At 37.4% G+C, this 16,418-nt stretch carries 19 protein-coding genes; 13 read left to right on the top strand and 6 right to left on the bottom strand.

The window, feature by feature from the left end:
• Positions 1 to 39: 39 nt before the first annotated feature.
• On the bottom strand, positions 40 to 423 hold the full coding sequence (gene grcA / locus P375_RS09275; RefSeq protein ID WP_039136361.1) for an autonomous glycyl radical cofactor GrcA: 384 nt from the start codon (positions 421 to 423) through the stop codon (positions 40 to 42).
• Between the two features lie 298 nt (positions 424 to 721).
• Here grcA and ung point away from each other — a divergent pair, with 298 nt between their 5' ends.
• The 5 genes from ung (at position 722) to pfkA (ending at position 4,727) form a co-directional block, all read left to right on the top strand.
• On the top strand, positions 722 to 1,390 hold the full coding sequence (gene ung, locus P375_RS09270) for a uracil-DNA glycosylase (RefSeq protein ID WP_039136359.1): 669 nt from the start codon (positions 722 to 724) through the stop codon (positions 1,388 to 1,390).
• Between the two features lie 14 nt (positions 1,391 to 1,404).
• Positions 1,405 to 2,184 carry a peroxide stress protein YaaA gene (yaaA, locus tag P375_RS09265; RefSeq protein ID WP_039136357.1) on the top strand — a complete coding sequence of 260 codons (780 nt, stop codon included), beginning with the start codon at positions 1,405 to 1,407 and terminating at the stop codon, positions 2,182 to 2,184.
• The gene (locus P375_RS09260) at positions 2,174 to 2,743 is read left to right on the top strand and encodes a hypothetical protein (protein ID WP_245176447.1); all 570 of its coding nucleotides are present in this window, start codon (positions 2,174 to 2,176) and stop codon (positions 2,741 to 2,743) included. The genes yaaA and P375_RS09260 overlap by 11 nt, the downstream gene beginning before the upstream one ends.
• A complete protein-coding gene (locus P375_RS09255; RefSeq protein WP_039136351.1) occupies positions 2,733 to 3,632 on the top strand; it encodes a cation diffusion facilitator family transporter in 900 nt (299 codons plus the stop codon). Before P375_RS09260 ends, P375_RS09255 begins: the two co-directional genes overlap by 11 nt.
• 129 nt (positions 3,633 to 3,761) lie before the next feature.
• Positions 3,762 to 4,727 (top strand): 6-phosphofructokinase, encoded by a 966-nt coding sequence (gene pfkA, locus P375_RS09250; RefSeq protein ID WP_039092036.1) that lies wholly within the window; start codon positions 3,762 to 3,764, stop codon positions 4,725 to 4,727.
• 61 nt (positions 4,728 to 4,788) lie between these two features.
• Here pfkA and P375_RS09245 read toward each other — a convergent pair whose 3' ends face one another.
• The 5 genes from P375_RS09245 to gpt all read right to left on the bottom strand — a co-directional run bounded on the left by P375_RS09245 (position 4,789) and on the right by gpt (position 9,599).
• Positions 4,789 to 6,159, bottom strand: coding sequence for a sensor histidine kinase (locus P375_RS09245; protein WP_039136348.1), 1,371 nt, complete (start codon positions 6,157 to 6,159; stop codon positions 4,789 to 4,791).
• Positions 6,141 to 6,803 carry a response regulator transcription factor gene (locus P375_RS09240; RefSeq protein WP_039136346.1) on the bottom strand — a complete coding sequence of 221 codons (663 nt, stop codon included), beginning with the start codon at positions 6,801 to 6,803 and terminating at the stop codon, positions 6,141 to 6,143. The genes P375_RS09245 and P375_RS09240 overlap by 19 nt, the downstream gene beginning before the upstream one ends.
• Before the next feature lie 83 nt (positions 6,804 to 6,886).
• Positions 6,887 to 8,431, bottom strand: a complete 1,545-nt coding sequence (locus P375_RS09235; RefSeq protein ID WP_052121823.1) for a phosphoethanolamine transferase — start codon at positions 8,429 to 8,431, stop codon at positions 6,887 to 6,889.
• A gap of 102 nt (positions 8,432 to 8,533) precedes the next feature.
• Positions 8,534 to 9,118 (bottom strand): D-sedoheptulose 7-phosphate isomerase, encoded by a 585-nt coding sequence (lpcA, locus tag P375_RS09230; RefSeq protein WP_039136344.1) that lies wholly within the window; start codon positions 9,116 to 9,118, stop codon positions 8,534 to 8,536.
• Positions 9,119 to 9,140: 22 nt separating this feature from the next.
• Complete coding sequence (gene gpt, locus P375_RS09225; RefSeq protein WP_013746851.1) at positions 9,141 to 9,599, bottom strand: xanthine phosphoribosyltransferase; 459 nt, start codon at positions 9,597 to 9,599, stop codon at positions 9,141 to 9,143.
• 129 nt (positions 9,600 to 9,728) lie between these two features.
• Between gpt and P375_RS09220 the strand changes: the two genes are divergently transcribed.
• From P375_RS09220 to P375_RS09185, 8 genes are all read left to right on the top strand, one after another.
• Positions 9,729 to 11,183: an aminoacyl-histidine dipeptidase gene (locus tag P375_RS09220; RefSeq protein WP_039136342.1), complete on the top strand. Its 1,455-nt coding sequence runs from the start codon at positions 9,729 to 9,731 to the stop codon at positions 11,181 to 11,183.
• A gap of 9 nt (positions 11,184 to 11,192) precedes the next feature.
• A complete protein-coding gene (ubiE, locus tag P375_RS12655) occupies positions 11,193 to 11,966 on the top strand; it encodes a bifunctional demethylmenaquinone methyltransferase/2-methoxy-6-polyprenyl-1,4-benzoquinol methylase UbiE (protein WP_039136340.1) in 774 nt (257 codons plus the stop codon).
• Between the two features lie 10 nt (positions 11,967 to 11,976).
• Positions 11,977 to 12,606: a ubiquinone biosynthesis accessory factor UbiJ gene (locus P375_RS09210; RefSeq protein WP_039136337.1), complete on the top strand. Its 630-nt coding sequence runs from the start codon at positions 11,977 to 11,979 to the stop codon at positions 12,604 to 12,606.
• Positions 12,603 to 14,243: a ubiquinone biosynthesis regulatory protein kinase UbiB gene (gene ubiB, locus P375_RS09205; protein WP_039136335.1), complete on the top strand. Its 1,641-nt coding sequence runs from the start codon at positions 12,603 to 12,605 to the stop codon at positions 14,241 to 14,243. Before P375_RS09210 ends, ubiB begins: the two co-directional genes overlap by 4 nt.
• Positions 14,244 to 14,313: 70 nt before the next feature.
• Positions 14,314 to 14,550 (top strand): Sec-independent protein translocase subunit TatA, encoded by a 237-nt coding sequence (gene tatA, locus P375_RS09200; protein WP_021461294.1) that lies wholly within the window; start codon positions 14,314 to 14,316, stop codon positions 14,548 to 14,550.
• Positions 14,551 to 14,552: 2 nt separating this feature from the next.
• On the top strand, positions 14,553 to 15,113 hold the full coding sequence (tatB, locus tag P375_RS09195; RefSeq protein WP_039136333.1) for a Sec-independent protein translocase protein TatB: 561 nt from the start codon (positions 14,553 to 14,555) through the stop codon (positions 15,111 to 15,113).
• A gap of 27 nt (positions 15,114 to 15,140) precedes the next feature.
• Entirely contained in the window at positions 15,141 to 15,869 is a 729-nt protein-coding gene (gene tatC, locus P375_RS09190) for a twin-arginine translocase subunit TatC (protein ID WP_039136331.1), read from the top strand.
• A gap of 295 nt (positions 15,870 to 16,164) precedes the next feature.
• Positions 16,165 to 16,413, top strand: a complete 249-nt coding sequence (locus tag P375_RS09185) for a hypothetical protein (RefSeq protein WP_039136328.1) — start codon at positions 16,165 to 16,167, stop codon at positions 16,411 to 16,413.
• Positions 16,414 to 16,418: the final 5 nt, after the last annotated feature.

The following is a 16,418-nucleotide window of genomic DNA, read 5'->3' as shown; positions in this document are numbered from 1 at the left end:
ATAGAAATATCGCCGTTAAATTTTTAAAGAGGAAAAAAATTATAAACTTTCAGTGAAAGTACGGGTAATTACATCGCGTTGTTGTTCCGGAGTTAATGAATTAAAACGCACAGCATAACCAGAAACACGAATAGTTAATTGTGGATATTTTTCTGGATGTTTTACTGCATCTTCCAAAGTTTCGCGACGTAAAACGTTAACGTTTAAATGTTGACCACCTTCTACTTTTACAGTTGGCGCAACATCAACTGGCAATTCACGATATTCAATTTTTCCTAAATCATTGATTGCAACGATTTGGTCTTCAACGTAATCGCCTTTTGCACATAGACAGCGTGCTTCACCTTTCTCATTATCTAATAACCAGAAAGAGTTAATTAAATTGTCATTTGCAGCTTGTGTAATTTGAATACCTTTAATCATAATAGCCTCCAAAAGCCTAGGTTTAAAATTAATGAATTGAGTGAATTTTATCAAAATATTTTATATTTTCAAATTAAATTGCAATAAATCATTTTATTGATTAATAAAAAGTTTTTGTCTGATTTTAAATTTGATTTTAATCAACAATTGTTTAACTTGAAGTCTGGATTAAATATTTGTTTTTACCTTTTAATAATGAAGTTGTAACAATTTGTGATGTATTTTTTATTGGCGATTTTGTTATAAGATTTTTATAATTGCCTTTTCAAATGCGATAAGTGATAAAAAGGATAACGAGATGAGAACGTGGAAAGATATGATAGGCAGCGAAAAAGCGCAACCTTATTTCCAACATATTTTGCAACAGGTTCAGCAACAAAGAGATTCAGGGAAAATAATTTATCCACCAAAAACAGATGTATTTAATGCATTTCGTTACACTGAGTTTGATCAGGTAAAAGTGGTGATTTTAGGGCAAGATCCTTATCACGGTCCTAATCAAGCTCACGGTTTAGCTTTTTCAGTACGTCCGAATGTGCAGATACCGCCTTCATTGCAGAATATTTATAAAGAGTTATCGCAAGATATTACTGGATTCCACATTCCAAACCACGGGTATTTGGTCTCTTGGGCACAACAAGGCGTGTTGTTATTAAATACCGTATTAACCGTGGAACAGGGAAAGGCACATTCACACGCTAATTTTGGTTGGGAAACGTTCACAGATCACGTTATTGCTACTTTAAACCATCATACGCAAGGATTGGTTTTTTTATTATGGGGGAGTCACGCTCAGAAAAAAGGGCAATTTATTGATCGACAAAAACATTGCGTTTTGACGGCTCCACATCCATCGCCACTTTCTGCTCATCGAGGTTTCTTAGGTTGTCACCACTTTTCAAGTACCAACCAGTATTTAATACAACAGGGTAAAACACCGATTGATTGGTCATTACCCAATTTATAATTAAAAGGAAAAATATGTTAGCTATTATTTCACCTGCAAAAACATTGGATTTTTCAACACCGAGTCCGATTTCAAGTTATACACAACCAGATTTAACACAATATAGTCAGCAATTAATTGAAATTTGTCGCCGATTAACACCGGCAGAAATTGCTTCATTAATGAAAATTAGCGATAAACTGGCAGGGTTAAATGCTGCTCGTTTTGCTGAGTGGGTGCTACAACATCATACGGAAAATAGTAAAGCAGCAATTTATGCTTTCAAAGGTGATGTTTATACTGGATTAGAGGCGGAAACATTATCAGCAGAGGATATTCAGTTTGCACAATCACATTTAAGAATGTTGTCCGGATTGTATGGATTATTAAAGCCGTTGGATTTAATGCAACCTTATCGTTTAGAAATGGGAACAAAGTTGAAAAATGAAAGAGGAAATGATCTGTATCATTTTTGGGGAAATGTGATCACCGATCAGTTACAGCAAGCATTGGATCAGCAAGGTGATAATATATTAGTGAATTTGGCATCTGATGAATATTTTAAAGTGGTCAATACACAGCGTTTACAGGCAACAATTATAAAGCCTATTTTTATGGATCGTAAAAACGGAACTTATAAAGTGATTAGTTTTTATGCTAAGAAAGCTAGAGGATTAATGAGTCGCTATCTGTTACAACAACGATTAACCGAAATTGAACAGTTAAAAACATTTGATTTAGGCGGATATTGGTTTGATGAAAATCTATCTACAACAACGGAATTAATCTTTAAACGGGAGTTAAATGATGATTAAACGGAGCTATTGGTTGGGTTTATTGCTTTTATCTGGCTGTGTTAGTCAACCGATGATGCAACAGAAAGTGACTGTACCGAATAAAATTGAGTTTGAACAACAGCACTATCAATTGAGTAAAACTGATGATCTTGGTTCAGTGGTGAAATATACCTATGAATTAATAAATAAAGATCAACAGAAACATTTAGAAATTTTTCAAGATTTGCAACAGAATTTTGTGAAAACGGATGCGAAATATCAGCAACGTATTCAATTACGCGAAAGAATGTTCCGTAACACAGGTGTTGATGTTTATAACAATAAATTAGAACAAGGAAAATTATATAGCTATGTGGTTTATCCGCCGGCAGAGCAGTTTATTGATTATCAAGTGGATGTCGCAAAAGGTGAAAATTTGGCGAAATGTGGTTTTGTTCAATTTCAATATACGCAACAGTTTGCCCCAATTAAGAGTAGCCAAACGGCTATTTTGAAAAAATTGCAGCAACAAGTGGCGGAACCAATGATGCAAAAATTAGCAAAGTTTGCATTCCCTTGGAGTTGTGATGAAAGATAGATATTCGATTTATGTAAAAAGAGCAGCGTGTTTAGCGATTTTTACTGCCTTTTTTTTGGTATCAATTAAAGCTATTGCTTGGTGGAAAACCGGTTCAGTCAGTATTTTAGCGGCAATTACGGATTCACTTTTGGATCTGTTAGCTTCTTTTACGAATATGTTGATTCTTCGCTTTGCATTAATGCCGGCGGATGATAATCACTCATTCGGTCACGGTAAAGCAGAATCACTGGCGTCATTGGCGCAGGGGATGTTTATTTGCGGATCGGTCGTCTTTCTATTTTTGCAAGGCATTCAACGTCTTCATTCGCCTGAAATTACTGATCATAATATTTGGGGGATCGCAGTTACCATTGTTTCAGTGATAATGACTGCCATTTTGGTGAGTTTTCAAAAATATACAATAAAACGTACTGATAGTCCGGCGATTAAGGCGGATAGTTTGCACTATCAGACCGATTTATTTATGAATTTAGGTATTTTGATTGCGTTGGTGATCAGTTATTACGGTTTTGTAATGGCAGATGCGATTTGTGCCTTAATTATCGCTGTTTATATTTTAATTAATGCATTAAAAATGGTATCGGAATCAGTGCAAATGTTATTGGATGTGGCTTTGCCGGAAGAGGAAATCTCAGAGATTAAAAAAATTGCGAAACGAAATCCGAAAGTACTTGGAGTTCACGATATAAAAACACGCCGTGCTGGGGCAGTGCGTTTTATTCAGTTGCATTTAGAGTTGGAGGATAATCTCCCTTTGATGGTGGCTCACGCTATTACCGAAGAATTGGAACAGGAATTGCGACAGGCTTTCCCAAATTCCGACATAATGATTCATCAAGAGCCAACTACAGTGGTAAAACAAGAAATGGCTCAAACGACAACATAATCACGAATTAGATCAAAAATTACCGCACTAATCGAAAATTTTGCTAGAGCGAGCTTGTTGAATGGTGTAATCTTAGCGCGGTTTTTGATTTATTTTTTTCGATAAAATATTTCCTAATGAGGACAACATATGATTAAGAAAATTGCCGTATTAACAAGTGGTGGTGATGCGCCGGGAATGAATGCCGCAATCCGTGGTGTAGTTCGTGCGACTCTATACGAAGGATTGGAAGTTTATGGGGTTTATGACGGATACCAAGGATTATATTTTAATAAAATTAAAAAATTGGAACGTTTTAGTGTTTCTGATGTGATTAATCGTGGCGGTACATTCTTGGGTTCAGCACGTTTCCCAGAATTTAAAGATCCTTCAGTACGTGCAAAATGTGTTGAAAATTTGCGTTTTCACGGTATTGATGCCCTTGTTGTTATAGGTGGTGATGGTTCCTATATGGGAGCAAAATTATTAACTGAGGAACACGATTTTCCTTGTATCGGCTTGCCTGGCACAATTGATAATGATGTCGCCGGTACTGATTATACTATCGGTTATCAAACAGCATTAGAAACTGCATTGGATGCGATTGACCGTTTACGTGATACTTCAAGCTCTCACCAACGTATCTCTATCGTGGAAATTATGGGGCGTCATTGTGGTGATTTAACTTTAGCAGCAGCGATTGCAGGCGGTTGTGAATTTATCGTGATTCCGGAACGCCCTTTTGAACGTGAAGCATTAATTCGTAAAGTAGAATATGGTATTGAAAAGGGTAAACGCCACGCCATTATTGCGATTACTGAACATATGTGTGACGTTAACGAGTTAGCGAAAGAGATCGAAGAACGTGTCCATCACGAAACTCGTGCGACAGTATTGGGACATATTCAACGTGGTGGGGCGCCTTGTGCCTTTGACCGTATTTTGGCTTCCAGAATGGGAGTTTATGCGGTTGAATTATTATTGCAAGGTGAAAAAGGTCGTTGTGTCGGTATCCAAAATGAACAACTCGTTCATCATGATATTATTGATGCTATTCAAAATATGAAGCGTAGTTTTAAAGAAGATTGGTTCAATACATCAAGAAAACTTTATTAAGTTACCAGCATTCAAGAAAAACGCATATTGACAACAATATGCGTTTTTTGTTCTATGCCGTCTAACTATTTAGAAGTTTTTGATGGATTGGCAAGATAATTTCTACACGCAGACCGTGTGTGTATTGTTGTGCTGCTTTAAGTTTAATCGTGCCACCATAATACTGTACTAAAGTTGATGCAATTGCTAACCCCAATCCGGTACCTTGCTGTTGAGTTCCTAAAATGCGGTAAAATGGTTTTAAAACCTTTTCTCGCTCCTCTTCTACAATCCCGTTGCCATTATCTTCTACAATGATTTTCACTTTATCGTCTTGTAGTTGTTCAACTGATAAATCAACAAAACTTTCTTCCGGAGCATAAACAATAGCATTTTCGAGTAGAATTTTAATAATGGTGAAGAGATCCGTTTCACCGATACAAATTTCAGCATCCTGTTCACTGATCACGCCAATATCAATCTGCTTTTGTTCTGCCAATGGTAGCAAGGTTTCAATAACCTGTTTAAAGGTAGCTTTTACCGAAATTGGTTTAATATCTGGTTGTTGAGTTTGATGTGCCTGACTACGAGCAAAAGATAGCAGTTGATCCAATAAATGGCGATTACGCTGAATTGCTTGAATAAGCTGTTCAATTTGCTGTTTAGTTTCTATCGGAACAGCGTGAGTTGCTAAACGTTCTGCCTGTAAAGAGAGAACCGTCATTGGAGAACGTAATTCGTGGGCGGCATTGGCAATAAACTGTTGTTGTTCTTTTACCGACTTATCTACTTGTTTCAATAAATGGTTAATGGCTGTAATAAAGCTATGTACTTCATAAGGTGTTTTTGCTAAAGGAATAATGCTGAGATCATTTTTTTGCCGTTGTTGAATAGCTACTGAAAGTTTACGCAGTGGAATAAAAGTGAAATTAATCACTAGAATTGATAGTAGAATGACAATTGGCATAAAAATTAAGAATGGCAAAATAGTTTGCCAAGTGGCATCAATCGCTTTTTTTGTTCTGAATTCGGTTTCTTGCATTACTGCAATTTTTTGCATCCTATTTTGTGTTTTTATTTGTCGTACGAAAACACGAAATTCTTTTTTATGAATTTTGACGGTATGAAATCCTTCTCTCATTTGATAGAGAAATGGAATGAAATATTTATTATTAGGTGAAGTAAAAATGCTTTGTACATAAATTTGGTTGTCATCATCGTTTAATGGTAAAGGCATTTGTTCGGAAAAATTGTTACGAAGTGAAGTAAAACGTGCTGTCTGAATTAATAAGTCATCCTGTAACTGATAAGCGGCATAAAACGCATTATAAGCAGTAGAAACTGCCGTAACGGTGGCGGTGAAAAAAGTAACGATTACAAGTGTTAAGGTTAATTTTGCTTGAATGGAATAACGCCAGCGTAATAATCTTTTAGTTATTTTGGAATAGTCCAACCGACACCTCGAATATTTTTAATTGCTTCTTTTCCCAATTTTTTACGCAGTGCGTGAATCAAAAAATCAATAGCATTACTTTCAACTTCTTCGCCCCAACCATAAATCTTATCTTCAAGATCACTACGTGAATAGATAACGCCTGGATGTTGTAATAATGTTTGCAAAATAGCAAATTCTTTATTTGTGAGCTGCTGAGTTTCTTGAGTAGTGAGGTTTTGCACTTGATAAGTTTTTAAATTCAATAAAAGATTGCCGTATCGAATCTCTGCAGTATGATGACCGCTCTGTTTACGCAGCGCAACACGAATGCGAGCCAAAAGCTCAGCCATATCAAACGGTTTAATGATGTAATCATCGGCTCCACCATCCAAACCCTGTAAACGGCTTGGTAGATCATCTCGTGCGGTAAGAATAATAATCGGAAAACCAAACTGTTGTTGGCGTAACTGTGCTAAAACTTCCAATCCATCTTTTTTAGGTAGCCCTAAGTCTAATAAAACCAAATCATAAGGCTGTGATTTTACTGCACTTAATGCCAGTTCTCCATTTTCCACCCAATCGACTGCGTAACTTGCGTCTTTCAAGTTATCGGATAATACATTTGCGATCATTGGATCATCTTCAACCAGTAGAATTCTCATATTATAAAGTTGATCTAAAAATAAATGAGTGAAATTCTATCATAAAATAGAAACGTAATTTATGTAGATTGATCAATGACTTTTTATTTGTTTCTAATGTCTATTGCCGGATCTAACTTAGTTTTAGGTAAACGTTCTTTTAATCCATAATCATCGTTGTCACTTTTACAGTCGAACAGATTAAATTGTGTTGAAATCTGTTGATTTTGAATATTCATCCAATTTGCAATTGCTTCAGTGAAATTCAAGCCAGATTTGAAACTAGTGCATTTTTGATGCTGTTGGCTGTCAGAAGAGGTCATAAATAGTGGAACATCGTGATGTAATGGACTGCCAGCATTGTTGAAAAATAGTACTTCGTTATCAATAGTTTTATGTGCCAATCCGTGATCAGCAAAGTAGATCATTGAAAATGACTGTTGGTGTAGCTGATATTGTTTTTGTAATGCTTGATAGATTTGTTGTAGTACTTGATCGGTTTTTCTAATAGATGAAACATAACAGCTAAGATATTGATATTTCTTATCTTTTACTGGAGAAATATTTTGATAATCCTTAATACGATCACACGCTTTAGGGTGTGATCCATAAAGATGAACTACAATAAATTTTGTTTGATTGATAGGTTGTGCAAGAATATTTTTTAATGGCGCAATCAATTGAAAATCACTGGAGTCATTACTAATAGAATCATTTTTAGCGATAAAGTAATGTTCATCATTTAAATCGGCAATGGCGGTGATCGGTGTATCAAATTGACCCAAAAAACCTTGATTGGATAGCCAGTAAGTTTTTATGCCAGCAGATTTAATTAAATCAATTAAATTTAATGAATAATCAGGCGCCCAATTTTGTTTATCAGGTTTTGTTAGCATAAGGCGTAAAGAGGCGATAGTGTTGCTTCCGGCTGATTCTAAACCATCAACGATAATACCGTTGACGTTTTCCATAAAGGGGGTATTTTCAATAGGATAACCATAAGCGTGCATATAATCACGACGCACACTTTCACCGATGACCAACACATAATTTTTATATTCTCCGTTAAACTGAGAAGCTCCCCAACGACTTTCCAGTTGAAATTGGTTTAAACGAATCAGTTCGTCTTTAACTTGAGTTGCAGCAGCGAAAAATTGATGAAAAAAGGAAAACGGGGATTGATTAACTAAGGCGAAAAAGAGAATGAAACAGAGCAACGTTTTATTTTTATAGAATTTTAGTTGGAAACGTTGGCTTAAATAGCGGAATAAAAGCAGTAACGGCACAATAGCGATTGCCATTAAATAATATTGTAACGGAATTTGTTGTAAAAATTCGCTACCTTCGGCTAGATTCGTCGCTAAAACAGAAGCTAAATATTGATAATTCGGCGCTCCGAACATCATTCCTACTGGCGCATATAATGTATAAGCAATGGCAATAGGAAGAATAACGAAATAAAATGCTTTACGGGAAGCGTTAAAAATAAGAATGAGTGCAGCGAGAAGCAAAACATCCTGAATTTCAATCTGTTTGCCACTGCCATTAAGCATAAATAGCGATGAAAAATAGAGAGAAACTAAGGCAATGATGGCAACAAAAAACTGTTTCAAATTAAGATTTTTGAAGAGATTGAAAAATTTTTTCATCAAAATGTCCTTAGTGGTGAAAAAAACAGCGTTAGACGGTGAAAAGAAAATGTGCATCAAAAGTGAATTGATGCACAAAATAATCCATAAATAATGAAATTATTAGTTCTGTTTCGCCATTTCAAATTCAATCAACATCATCAAAATATGGATAACTTTGATATGAATTTCTTGAATACGATCAGCATAACCGAAATGAGGGACACGAATTTCAACATCTGCTAGACCTGCCATTTTCCCACCATCTTTGCCGGTTAATGCGATTACTTTCATTCCTTTCGCTTTTGCTGCTTCGATTGCATTTAAAACATTTTTTGAGTTGCCGGAAGTTGACAGCCCGAACAAAACATCACCTTTTTGACCGACTGCCTCTATATAACGCGAAAAAACATAATCGTAACCGAAATCATTACTTACACAGCTTAAATGGCTAACATCTGAAATGGCAATGGCGGGATAACCCGGACGATTTTCACGATAACGACCGGTCAACTCTTCGGCAAAATGCATTGCATCACAATGTGAACCTCCATTACCGCAACTTAAAACTTTTCCGCCCTGTTTAAAACTGTCGGCAATAATGAGTGCCGCCTGTTGAATTAGCTCAATATTTTTATCATCGGATAAAAATTTGTCTAAAACATCTGCCGCCTGTGTCAGTTCGGCTTTGATTTGTGTTAAATACATCAGCAACTCCAAGAAATTTTATTTATTTACGAGAAAGAGGTGGAACAAAAGTAATTCCCATATCCCAAGGTTGTTCAATCCAAGTATTTTGTGGAATATCAACAACATAATCATCAACTAAAGGCGCACCTGCAGGTTTTGCAAATACGGTTACAAATTTTGCTTTTGGATACATCTCACGAATAGCACGTGCAGTGTTACCTGTGTCAACCAAATCATCGACTACGATAAAGCCTTCGCCGTCACCTTCTGCGCGATGCAACACTTTTAATTCATTCTGTTGATCGTGGTCATAACTTGCGATACAAACGGTTTCAACTAAACGAATACCTAATTCGCGTGCAATAACCGCTGCTGGGAATAACCCACCACGACTAACCGCAATAATTCCTTTCCATTGTGAAGCCGGAAGGAGGCGTTCGGATAATTTGCGGGCGTGCATTTGAAACATATCCCAAGTAACAACATATTTTTCGCTCATAATAAATGTACCTTTGTGTTTGAAGTTATAAAAAATTGCGTAAGGATAACGCGAAATTGCTTTCTATGCTATCATTTAACGCAATTTCTTTTTGTTTTCTGCAAAAGTAACTATTTCAAAGGAAAAATTATGTCTTCAATTACAGAATTATCACCAAAATTAGTATGGCAATGGTTTGATAAAATTTGTTCAATCCCTCATCCTTCTCACCACGAACAGGCACTTGCCGATTTCATTATTCAGTGGGCAAAACAGAAACAGTTATGGGTTGGACAGGATGCAGCCGGGAATATTTTGATTCGCAAAGCGGCAACCGCAGGAATGGAAGATCATCAGCCGGTGGCGTTGCAGGCGCATTTAGATATGGTGCCACAGGCAAATAAAAATACGGCACATAATTTTTTAACTGATCCAATAGAGCCTTATGTTGATGGCGAATGGGTAAAAGCCAAAGGTACAACCTTAGGTGCAGATAATGGTATTGGTATGGCCTCCTGTTTAGCGGTGTTGGATAGTAATGATGTCGCACATCCGCCGTTAGAGGTTTTATTGACTGCTAGTGAGGAAACTGGAATGGTCGGTGCATTGGGATTGCAACCGAATTGGTTGCAAAGTGAGGTGATGATTAATACTGATACCGAAGATGAAGGTGAAATTTATATCGGTTGTGCTGGCGGTGAAGATGTTGATATTCGTTTCCCAGTGCAATGGCAAGAGTTACGCAAAAATGAAGTGGCAGTACATATTGCGTTAACAGGGCTAAAAGGTGGTCATTCGGGGGCGGAGATTCATTTAAATCGTGGTAATGCGATTAAACTTTTAGCAAAAACACTTGAAAAGGTATTGACCAAAGTTAGCTTCCGTTTGGCAGAAATTTCCGGCGGTTCGGTGCGTAATGCAATCCCACGCGAGGCGTTTGCTACCGTTTTGCTCTCCAGTGCATCGGTAGAGAAGTTTAAGCAGGTGTGGCAATTATTATCGCAACAACTGATTGAAGCGTTGTCTCACGCAGAAAAACAGATCAATTTTGCGCTCGAAGAGGCAACAGCGGAACAGGGATTAAGCGAGCGTCAGAGCCAAATTTTATTAGATTTAATTAATGCCTTACCGAATGGCGTTATTCGTTTTAGTGATGTGTTGCCGGATGTGGTGGAAACCTCTATCAGTTTAGGCGTATTGGAAACCAAAGCGGAGCAGATTAAATTAACGTTATTGGCACGTTCATTGAATGATCACGGACAAGATGATGTGGTGAGTTTGGTGCGTTCCGTTTGTCGTTTAGCCGATGCTGAAGTGGTCTTTTCTGGACGTTATCCTGGTTGGGAGCCGCAGGCGGATGCCAATATTGTTAAACGCACGAAAACGTTATATGACCGTATTTTAGGCAAAGAGAGTGTAATCAAAGTGATTCACGCCGGATTGGAGTGCGGGTTAATCAATAAAGTTTATCCAAATATGGAGATGGTTTCAATTGGACCGACCATTTTGGGGGCTCACTCTCCGGATGAACGTTGTCATATTCCTGCTGTGGCAGTTTATTGGCAATTATTAACAGAATTATTGGCAACAATGCCCCAAAAATAGGATGAGATAATGGAACAGGAACAACAACCGAATTTAAATAATGAAGAGTTAACTCATTTCGGGTTTAAAACGGTCGCAAAATCAGAAAAACAAAAACTGGTTGCCAATGTTTTTCATTCTGTAGCAGATAAGTATGATTTGATGAATGATCTACTTTCATTCGGTATTCACCGAGTTTGGAAACGTTTTACTATTGATTGCAGTGGTGTGCGTAAAGGTCAGAAAGTATTGGATCTTGCTGGTGGTACTGGTGATTTTTCGGCAAAATTCTCCAAAATGGTGGGGGAAAGTGGACAGGTTATTTTAGCTGATATTAATGATTCTATGTTGCAGGTAGGACGTGACAAGTTGCGTAATTTAGGAGTAGTCGGCAATGTAGAATATGTGCAAGCAAATGCGGAAATGTTGCCATTTTCGGATAACACTTTTGACTGTATTGTGATTAGTTTTGGTTTACGAAATGTGACGGATAAAGATAAAGCATTGCGTTCAATGTATCGTGTGTTGAAACCAGGCGGTCGTCTTTTGGTGTTGGAATTTTCTAAGCCGATTATTGAACCGTTGAGCAAAGTTTATAATTTTTATTCATTCAATATTTTGCCAAAAGTGGGCGAAGTGGTGGTGAATGATGCTGACAGTTATCGCTATTTGGCGGAGTCAATCAGAATGCACCCGGAACAATCCGTGTTGGAACAAATGATGATTGATGCCGGCTTTGAACAGACGCAATATTTCAATTTAACCGCCGGTATTGTGGCATTGCATCGTGGTTATAAATTTTAAGGAGCGATAAATGCTTTCTTCAATTAAACAGCAATTAATGTTGCCGCAGTTAGTAAATGGCTTGCTGGAACAAGCGGTAAATTATCTTATCCAACGCAGTGAAGATATTAACCCACGATTACGTAAGTTGGCAGGCAAGGTGTTGTTGTTGCATCTTAAACAAGGCGGGCATTGTTATTTGCTGTTTTCTCCACAACGTGTCGATCTGTTGGCACAATATGATGGCGAAGTTGATTGCGAAGTGTCGGCAGATGCTTCGTTATTATTGCAACGACTGAAAAAAAGTGAGTTGTCAGCGTTAATTAATCAAAAGCAGGTTGTGTTTCAGGGTGATTTGCAAGTTTTACAGGATACAATGGCGCTATTTGAGCACTTGGAAAAAGATCCGGAAGAACTGTTAGCTCCGTATCTTGGCGATGCTGTTGTATATTCTTTAACCCATACGATGCGACAGATAAAAAATCGTATGACTGAACATTTTGTAACCAGTGAGCGCCATTGGGGAGAACGGCTGACCGAAGAGTGGCAGTTGATTGCCCCCTCTTTGGCGTTGGTACATTTTTATGATCAGGTTGCCGAGTTGCAACAGGATTTGCAGCGTGTAGAAGATAAAATCAACCAACTTGCAGGAAAACTATGAAAATAAAGCACTATTTTCGTTTTTATCATATTGTCCGAGTATTATTGCAATACGGCTTGGATCAAGCATTGCCTAAAATTCCATTAACTCGTCCGCTTCGTTATGGGCGTAAACTCTGTTTTTGGTGGCAAAATCGTTATCCGGATAAATCTCTTGGTTGGCGTTTGCGGATGGCTTTTCAAGAGTTGGGGCCGGTATGGATCAAATTAGGACAAATGCTTTCGACACGACGAGATCTTTTCCCTGAAGAGCTCGCTAATGAGTTGGCACTGTTGCAAGATCAAGTAGAGCCGTTTGATGGAAAATTGGCAAGAGCGGAAATTGAAAAAGCGTTAGGCGATAAGATTGAGCGTTGGTTTGAGGCTTTTGATGAGCAAGCGCTGGCATCGGCATCAATCGCACAAGTTCACACTGCAAGATTTAATGCGACCCAACCGCTGGCAGGGAAAGAGGTAGTATTTAAAGTGATTCGTCCGGATATTGCGCCGGTTATCGCTTTGGATGTAGCTTTAATGTACAAAATTGCGAAATGGATTCCACGTCTAACCAGAGAGGGCTATCGGTTGCGTCCGGTGGAAGTGATTCGTGAATATGAGAAAACATTGTTGGCGGAATTGGATTTACGACAGGAAATGTCAAATGCGATTCAGTTAAGAGAAAACTTTTTAGACAGCCCAATGTTGTATGTGCCGGAAATGTATAGCGATTTTTGTCATAAGAATGTCATTGTAATGGAACGTATTTACGGCATTCCAATTTCAGATATTCCGGCATTGGAAGCAAACGGTACAGATATGAAACTGTTGGCGGAACGTGGGGTACAGGTCTTTTTTACACAAGTGTTTCGCGACAGTTTTTTCCACGCTGATATGCATCCCGGCAATATTTTTGTCAGCTATCATCACCCGGAATCACCGCAATATATCGGTATTGATTGTGGCATTGTCGGCACGTTGAACAGCGAAGATAAACGCTATTTAGCGGAAAACTTTTTGGCTTTCTTTAATCGCGATTATCGTCGCGTTGCGCAGTTACATATTGATTCCGGTTGGGTGCCGGAAGATACCAATGTAGAAGAGTTCGAACAGGCGTTCAGAATTGTTTGTGAACCGATTTTTTCTAAACCGTTGGCAGAAATTTCATTTGGAAACGTGTTGTTAAATCTATTTAATACTGCGCGTCGTTTTCAAATGCAGGTGCAGCCGCAGTTGGTCTTACTCCAGAAAACATTGCTTTATATCGAAGGATTGGGTAGACAGCTATATCCGCAATTGGATTTATGGCAAACGGCTAAACCGTTTTTGCAGGATTGGCTGAATGAGCAGATTAGCGTCAAGAAAATGTATCGTGATTTTCAATCACATTTGCCTTTTTTGCGTGAGCATTTTGCCTCTTTTCCACAGACATTGCATCAGGCATTGTTGGAACAGAAACAAATTCGTCGGCAATTAACTTTGATTCAGCAGCAGTTAAAGCAGCAACAACGAAAAAATACCCAACGTGTGTATGGTTTTATTAGTGCGAGTTTGCTATTCTTTGGCAGCTTATTCAGCTTTCAATTTTTACCGCTGAATATTGCTGTTGGGCTGTTGTTATTAGGCGTTGTGCTATTATTAATAATAACTTTAAAACGGTAAAGTTGCATTGTTGCAGCGTAAAAGCAGCAGTATAATTTAATCAACATTTTATTTTGACTAGAGGTACATTATGGGTGGAATCAGTATTTGGCAATTATTAATTATTGTATTAATCGTTGTATTGCTTTTTGGAACAAAAAAATTAAAAACATTAGGTTCTGATCTTGGCGAATCTGTTAAAGGTTTTAAAAAGGCAATGAGTGAAGAGGGGGAAAAAGATGCCGAATTTAAGAAATCTATCGAATCTCAATCCTCAAATTCAAACACACAAACTGACACAAAAACTAAAGATAAAGAGCAGGCATAACTGTGTTTGATATCGGTTTTTCTGAACTTGTTCTGATTTTTGTCATCGGTTTAGTGGTTTTAGGTCCGCAGCGTCTGCCGGTGGCAATTCGTACCGTTGTTAGTTGGATACGCACTTTGCGTAATCTCGCTAACAATGTGCAAAGCGAATTGGCACAGGAGCTTGAATTGCAAGAGTTGCAAGAGAGCATCAAAAAAGCGGAGCATCTCAATTTATCAGCACTTTCTCCTGAATTAAGCAAAACGGTTGAAGAGCTTAAAGCCTCTGCACAAAAAATGCAACAGCAGTTGGATCAACAAACCCAAGCAGCGAACAATGCTGTGAGCGAGTTGAAATCTTCATTGGAACAGCAGACCAAAATGGATGCGCAGGGTGAAGAGCAGTCCATCACCACTGATAAAGCTGAGGAACAGCAACTGCTTGCTGCCGATGAACAAGCAGAATTGGCTGAAGCAGATGAAGAAAAATTAATTCTTGAACAGCATCAGGATGAGTTGGCAAGTTATGATCCGTTAGCGGATGTGCCGGCGGAAAAAATAACCGATCCGGCTAAAAAATCTTAAATTATCGCTATTTAGCAAAGGAAAGTTATGGCTAGCGTAGATGAATCTCAACCGCTGATTACCCATCTTATTGAGTTACGCAATCGCATTTTGAAAAGTTTTATCTGTGTGTTGGTTGTGTTTCTTGCATTGGTTTATTTTGCAAATGATATTTATCATATTATTTCAGCTCCGTTAATTAATGAGCTTCCACAAAATTCAACGATGATTGCAACCAATATTGTTGCACCTTTTTTTACACCAATTAAATTAACTGCTATTACGGCAATATTTTTGTCCGTACCTTATATTTTGTATCAAGTGTGGGCATTTATTGCTCCGGCATTGTATAAACACGAAAAACGGTTAATTTATCCTCTGTTAGTTTCTAGTACATTGCTGTTTTATGTTGGTGTGGCGTTTGCTTATTATGTGGTTTTCCCCTTAGTATTTGCATTTTTAACCAAAACAGCGCCTGAAAGTGTAGCAATAGCAACAGATATCAGTAGTTATCTTGATTTTGTGTTAACTCTGTTTTTAGCTTTTGGCATCTGTTTTGAAGTGCCGGTTGCAATTATTCTTCTCTGCTGGAGTGGTGTGGTCAGCATTGAAGATCTAAAACAGAAGCGACCTTATATTTTAGTAGGTGCATTCGTTATTGGAATGTTACTGACACCGCCTGATATTTTTTCACAAACATTACTTGCTGTTCCAATGTACTTATTATTTGAAATAGGTGTATTATTTGCCCGTTTTTATCAGCCAAAATCAAATTAAATTAATAGAGCGGTTTAAATTTTAAGTATGAAAAATAACCTTATAAAAATTTGAGACAATTATTTAACTTTTAGATCAAATACCAATCAAGTGTTAACGAATACCGCAACTCATATTCAACGTACATATAAATTTGTTATACCGAGCCTCAAAGGTTCGGTTTTTTTATAATAATATTACTATGAATAAAAATTCACTTAACATTAATATTTTGTTAATAATTTAGGTACTTTTATTTTTTGTAAAAGTAGGTATACTATACCACTTTAAAAGTATCAACTTTATGGGGGTTTTTATGAAATTATTAAATAAATCTATTCTGTTTGGTTTATCATTTATTTTAGCGGCTTGTAACTCTAGTGGGGGGAATTCTTCGCAAAAAGATAATGCTGTTGTAATTAATCCTGTTCAAGATGAGCAACAAGACGGTATTAATTCTTCTACAGAAAATAATACTAGTCATAATAAATCTTCAAAAGAAGATAAACAATCAGTAGAAAATAAACAAGAGAAAAAAGAGCCTTCATTTAAGCCATCGAAATGATCTGA

Origin of the sequence: Gallibacterium genomosp. 2 (genome assembly GCF_000771895.1) — a bacterium.
Taxonomy (GTDB): Bacteria; Pseudomonadota; Gammaproteobacteria; order Enterobacterales; family Pasteurellaceae; genus Gallibacterium.
This window is presented reverse-complemented; position numbering and strand designations above follow the sequence as displayed.

Bases quoted from the DNA above. Each gene is read 5' to 3' on its own strand.
- gpt (WP_013746851.1), bottom strand. From the start codon at position 9,599: ATGAGCGAAAAATATGTTGTTACTTGGGATATGTTTCAAATGCACGCC.
- P375_RS09260 (WP_245176447.1), top strand. From the start codon at position 2,174: ATGATGATTAAACGGAGCTATTGGTTGGGTTTATTGCTTTTATCTGGC.
- grcA (WP_039136361.1), bottom strand. From the start codon at position 423: ATGATTAAAGGTATTCAAATTACACAAGCTGCAAATGACAATTTAATT.
- ubiB (WP_039136335.1), top strand. From the start codon at position 12,603: ATGAAAATAAAGCACTATTTTCGTTTTTATCATATTGTCCGAGTATTA.
- P375_RS09210 (WP_039136337.1), top strand. From the start codon at position 11,977: ATGCTTTCTTCAATTAAACAGCAATTAATGTTGCCGCAGTTAGTAAAT.
- ung (WP_039136359.1), top strand. From the start codon at position 722: ATGAGAACGTGGAAAGATATGATAGGCAGCGAAAAAGCGCAACCTTAT.
- ubiE (WP_039136340.1), top strand. From the start codon at position 11,193: ATGGAACAGGAACAACAACCGAATTTAAATAATGAAGAGTTAACTCAT.
- tatC (WP_039136331.1), top strand. From the start codon at position 15,141: ATGGCTAGCGTAGATGAATCTCAACCGCTGATTACCCATCTTATTGAG.
- tatA (WP_021461294.1), top strand. From the start codon at position 14,314: ATGGGTGGAATCAGTATTTGGCAATTATTAATTATTGTATTAATCGTT.
- P375_RS09255 (WP_039136351.1), top strand. From the start codon at position 2,733: ATGAAAGATAGATATTCGATTTATGTAAAAAGAGCAGCGTGTTTAGCG.
- P375_RS09240 (WP_039136346.1), bottom strand. From the start codon at position 6,803: ATGAGAATTCTACTGGTTGAAGATGATCCAATGATCGCAAATGTATTA.
- P375_RS09220 (WP_039136342.1), top strand. From the start codon at position 9,729: ATGTCTTCAATTACAGAATTATCACCAAAATTAGTATGGCAATGGTTT.
- yaaA (WP_039136357.1), top strand. From the start codon at position 1,405: ATGTTAGCTATTATTTCACCTGCAAAAACATTGGATTTTTCAACACCG.
- P375_RS09235 (WP_052121823.1), bottom strand. From the start codon at position 8,431: ATGAAAAAATTTTTCAATCTCTTCAAAAATCTTAATTTGAAACAGTTT.
- lpcA (WP_039136344.1), bottom strand. From the start codon at position 9,118: ATGTATTTAACACAAATCAAAGCCGAACTGACACAGGCGGCAGATGTT.
- pfkA (WP_039092036.1), top strand. From the start codon at position 3,762: ATGATTAAGAAAATTGCCGTATTAACAAGTGGTGGTGATGCGCCGGGA.
- P375_RS09185 (WP_039136328.1), top strand. From the start codon at position 16,165: ATGAAATTATTAAATAAATCTATTCTGTTTGGTTTATCATTTATTTTA.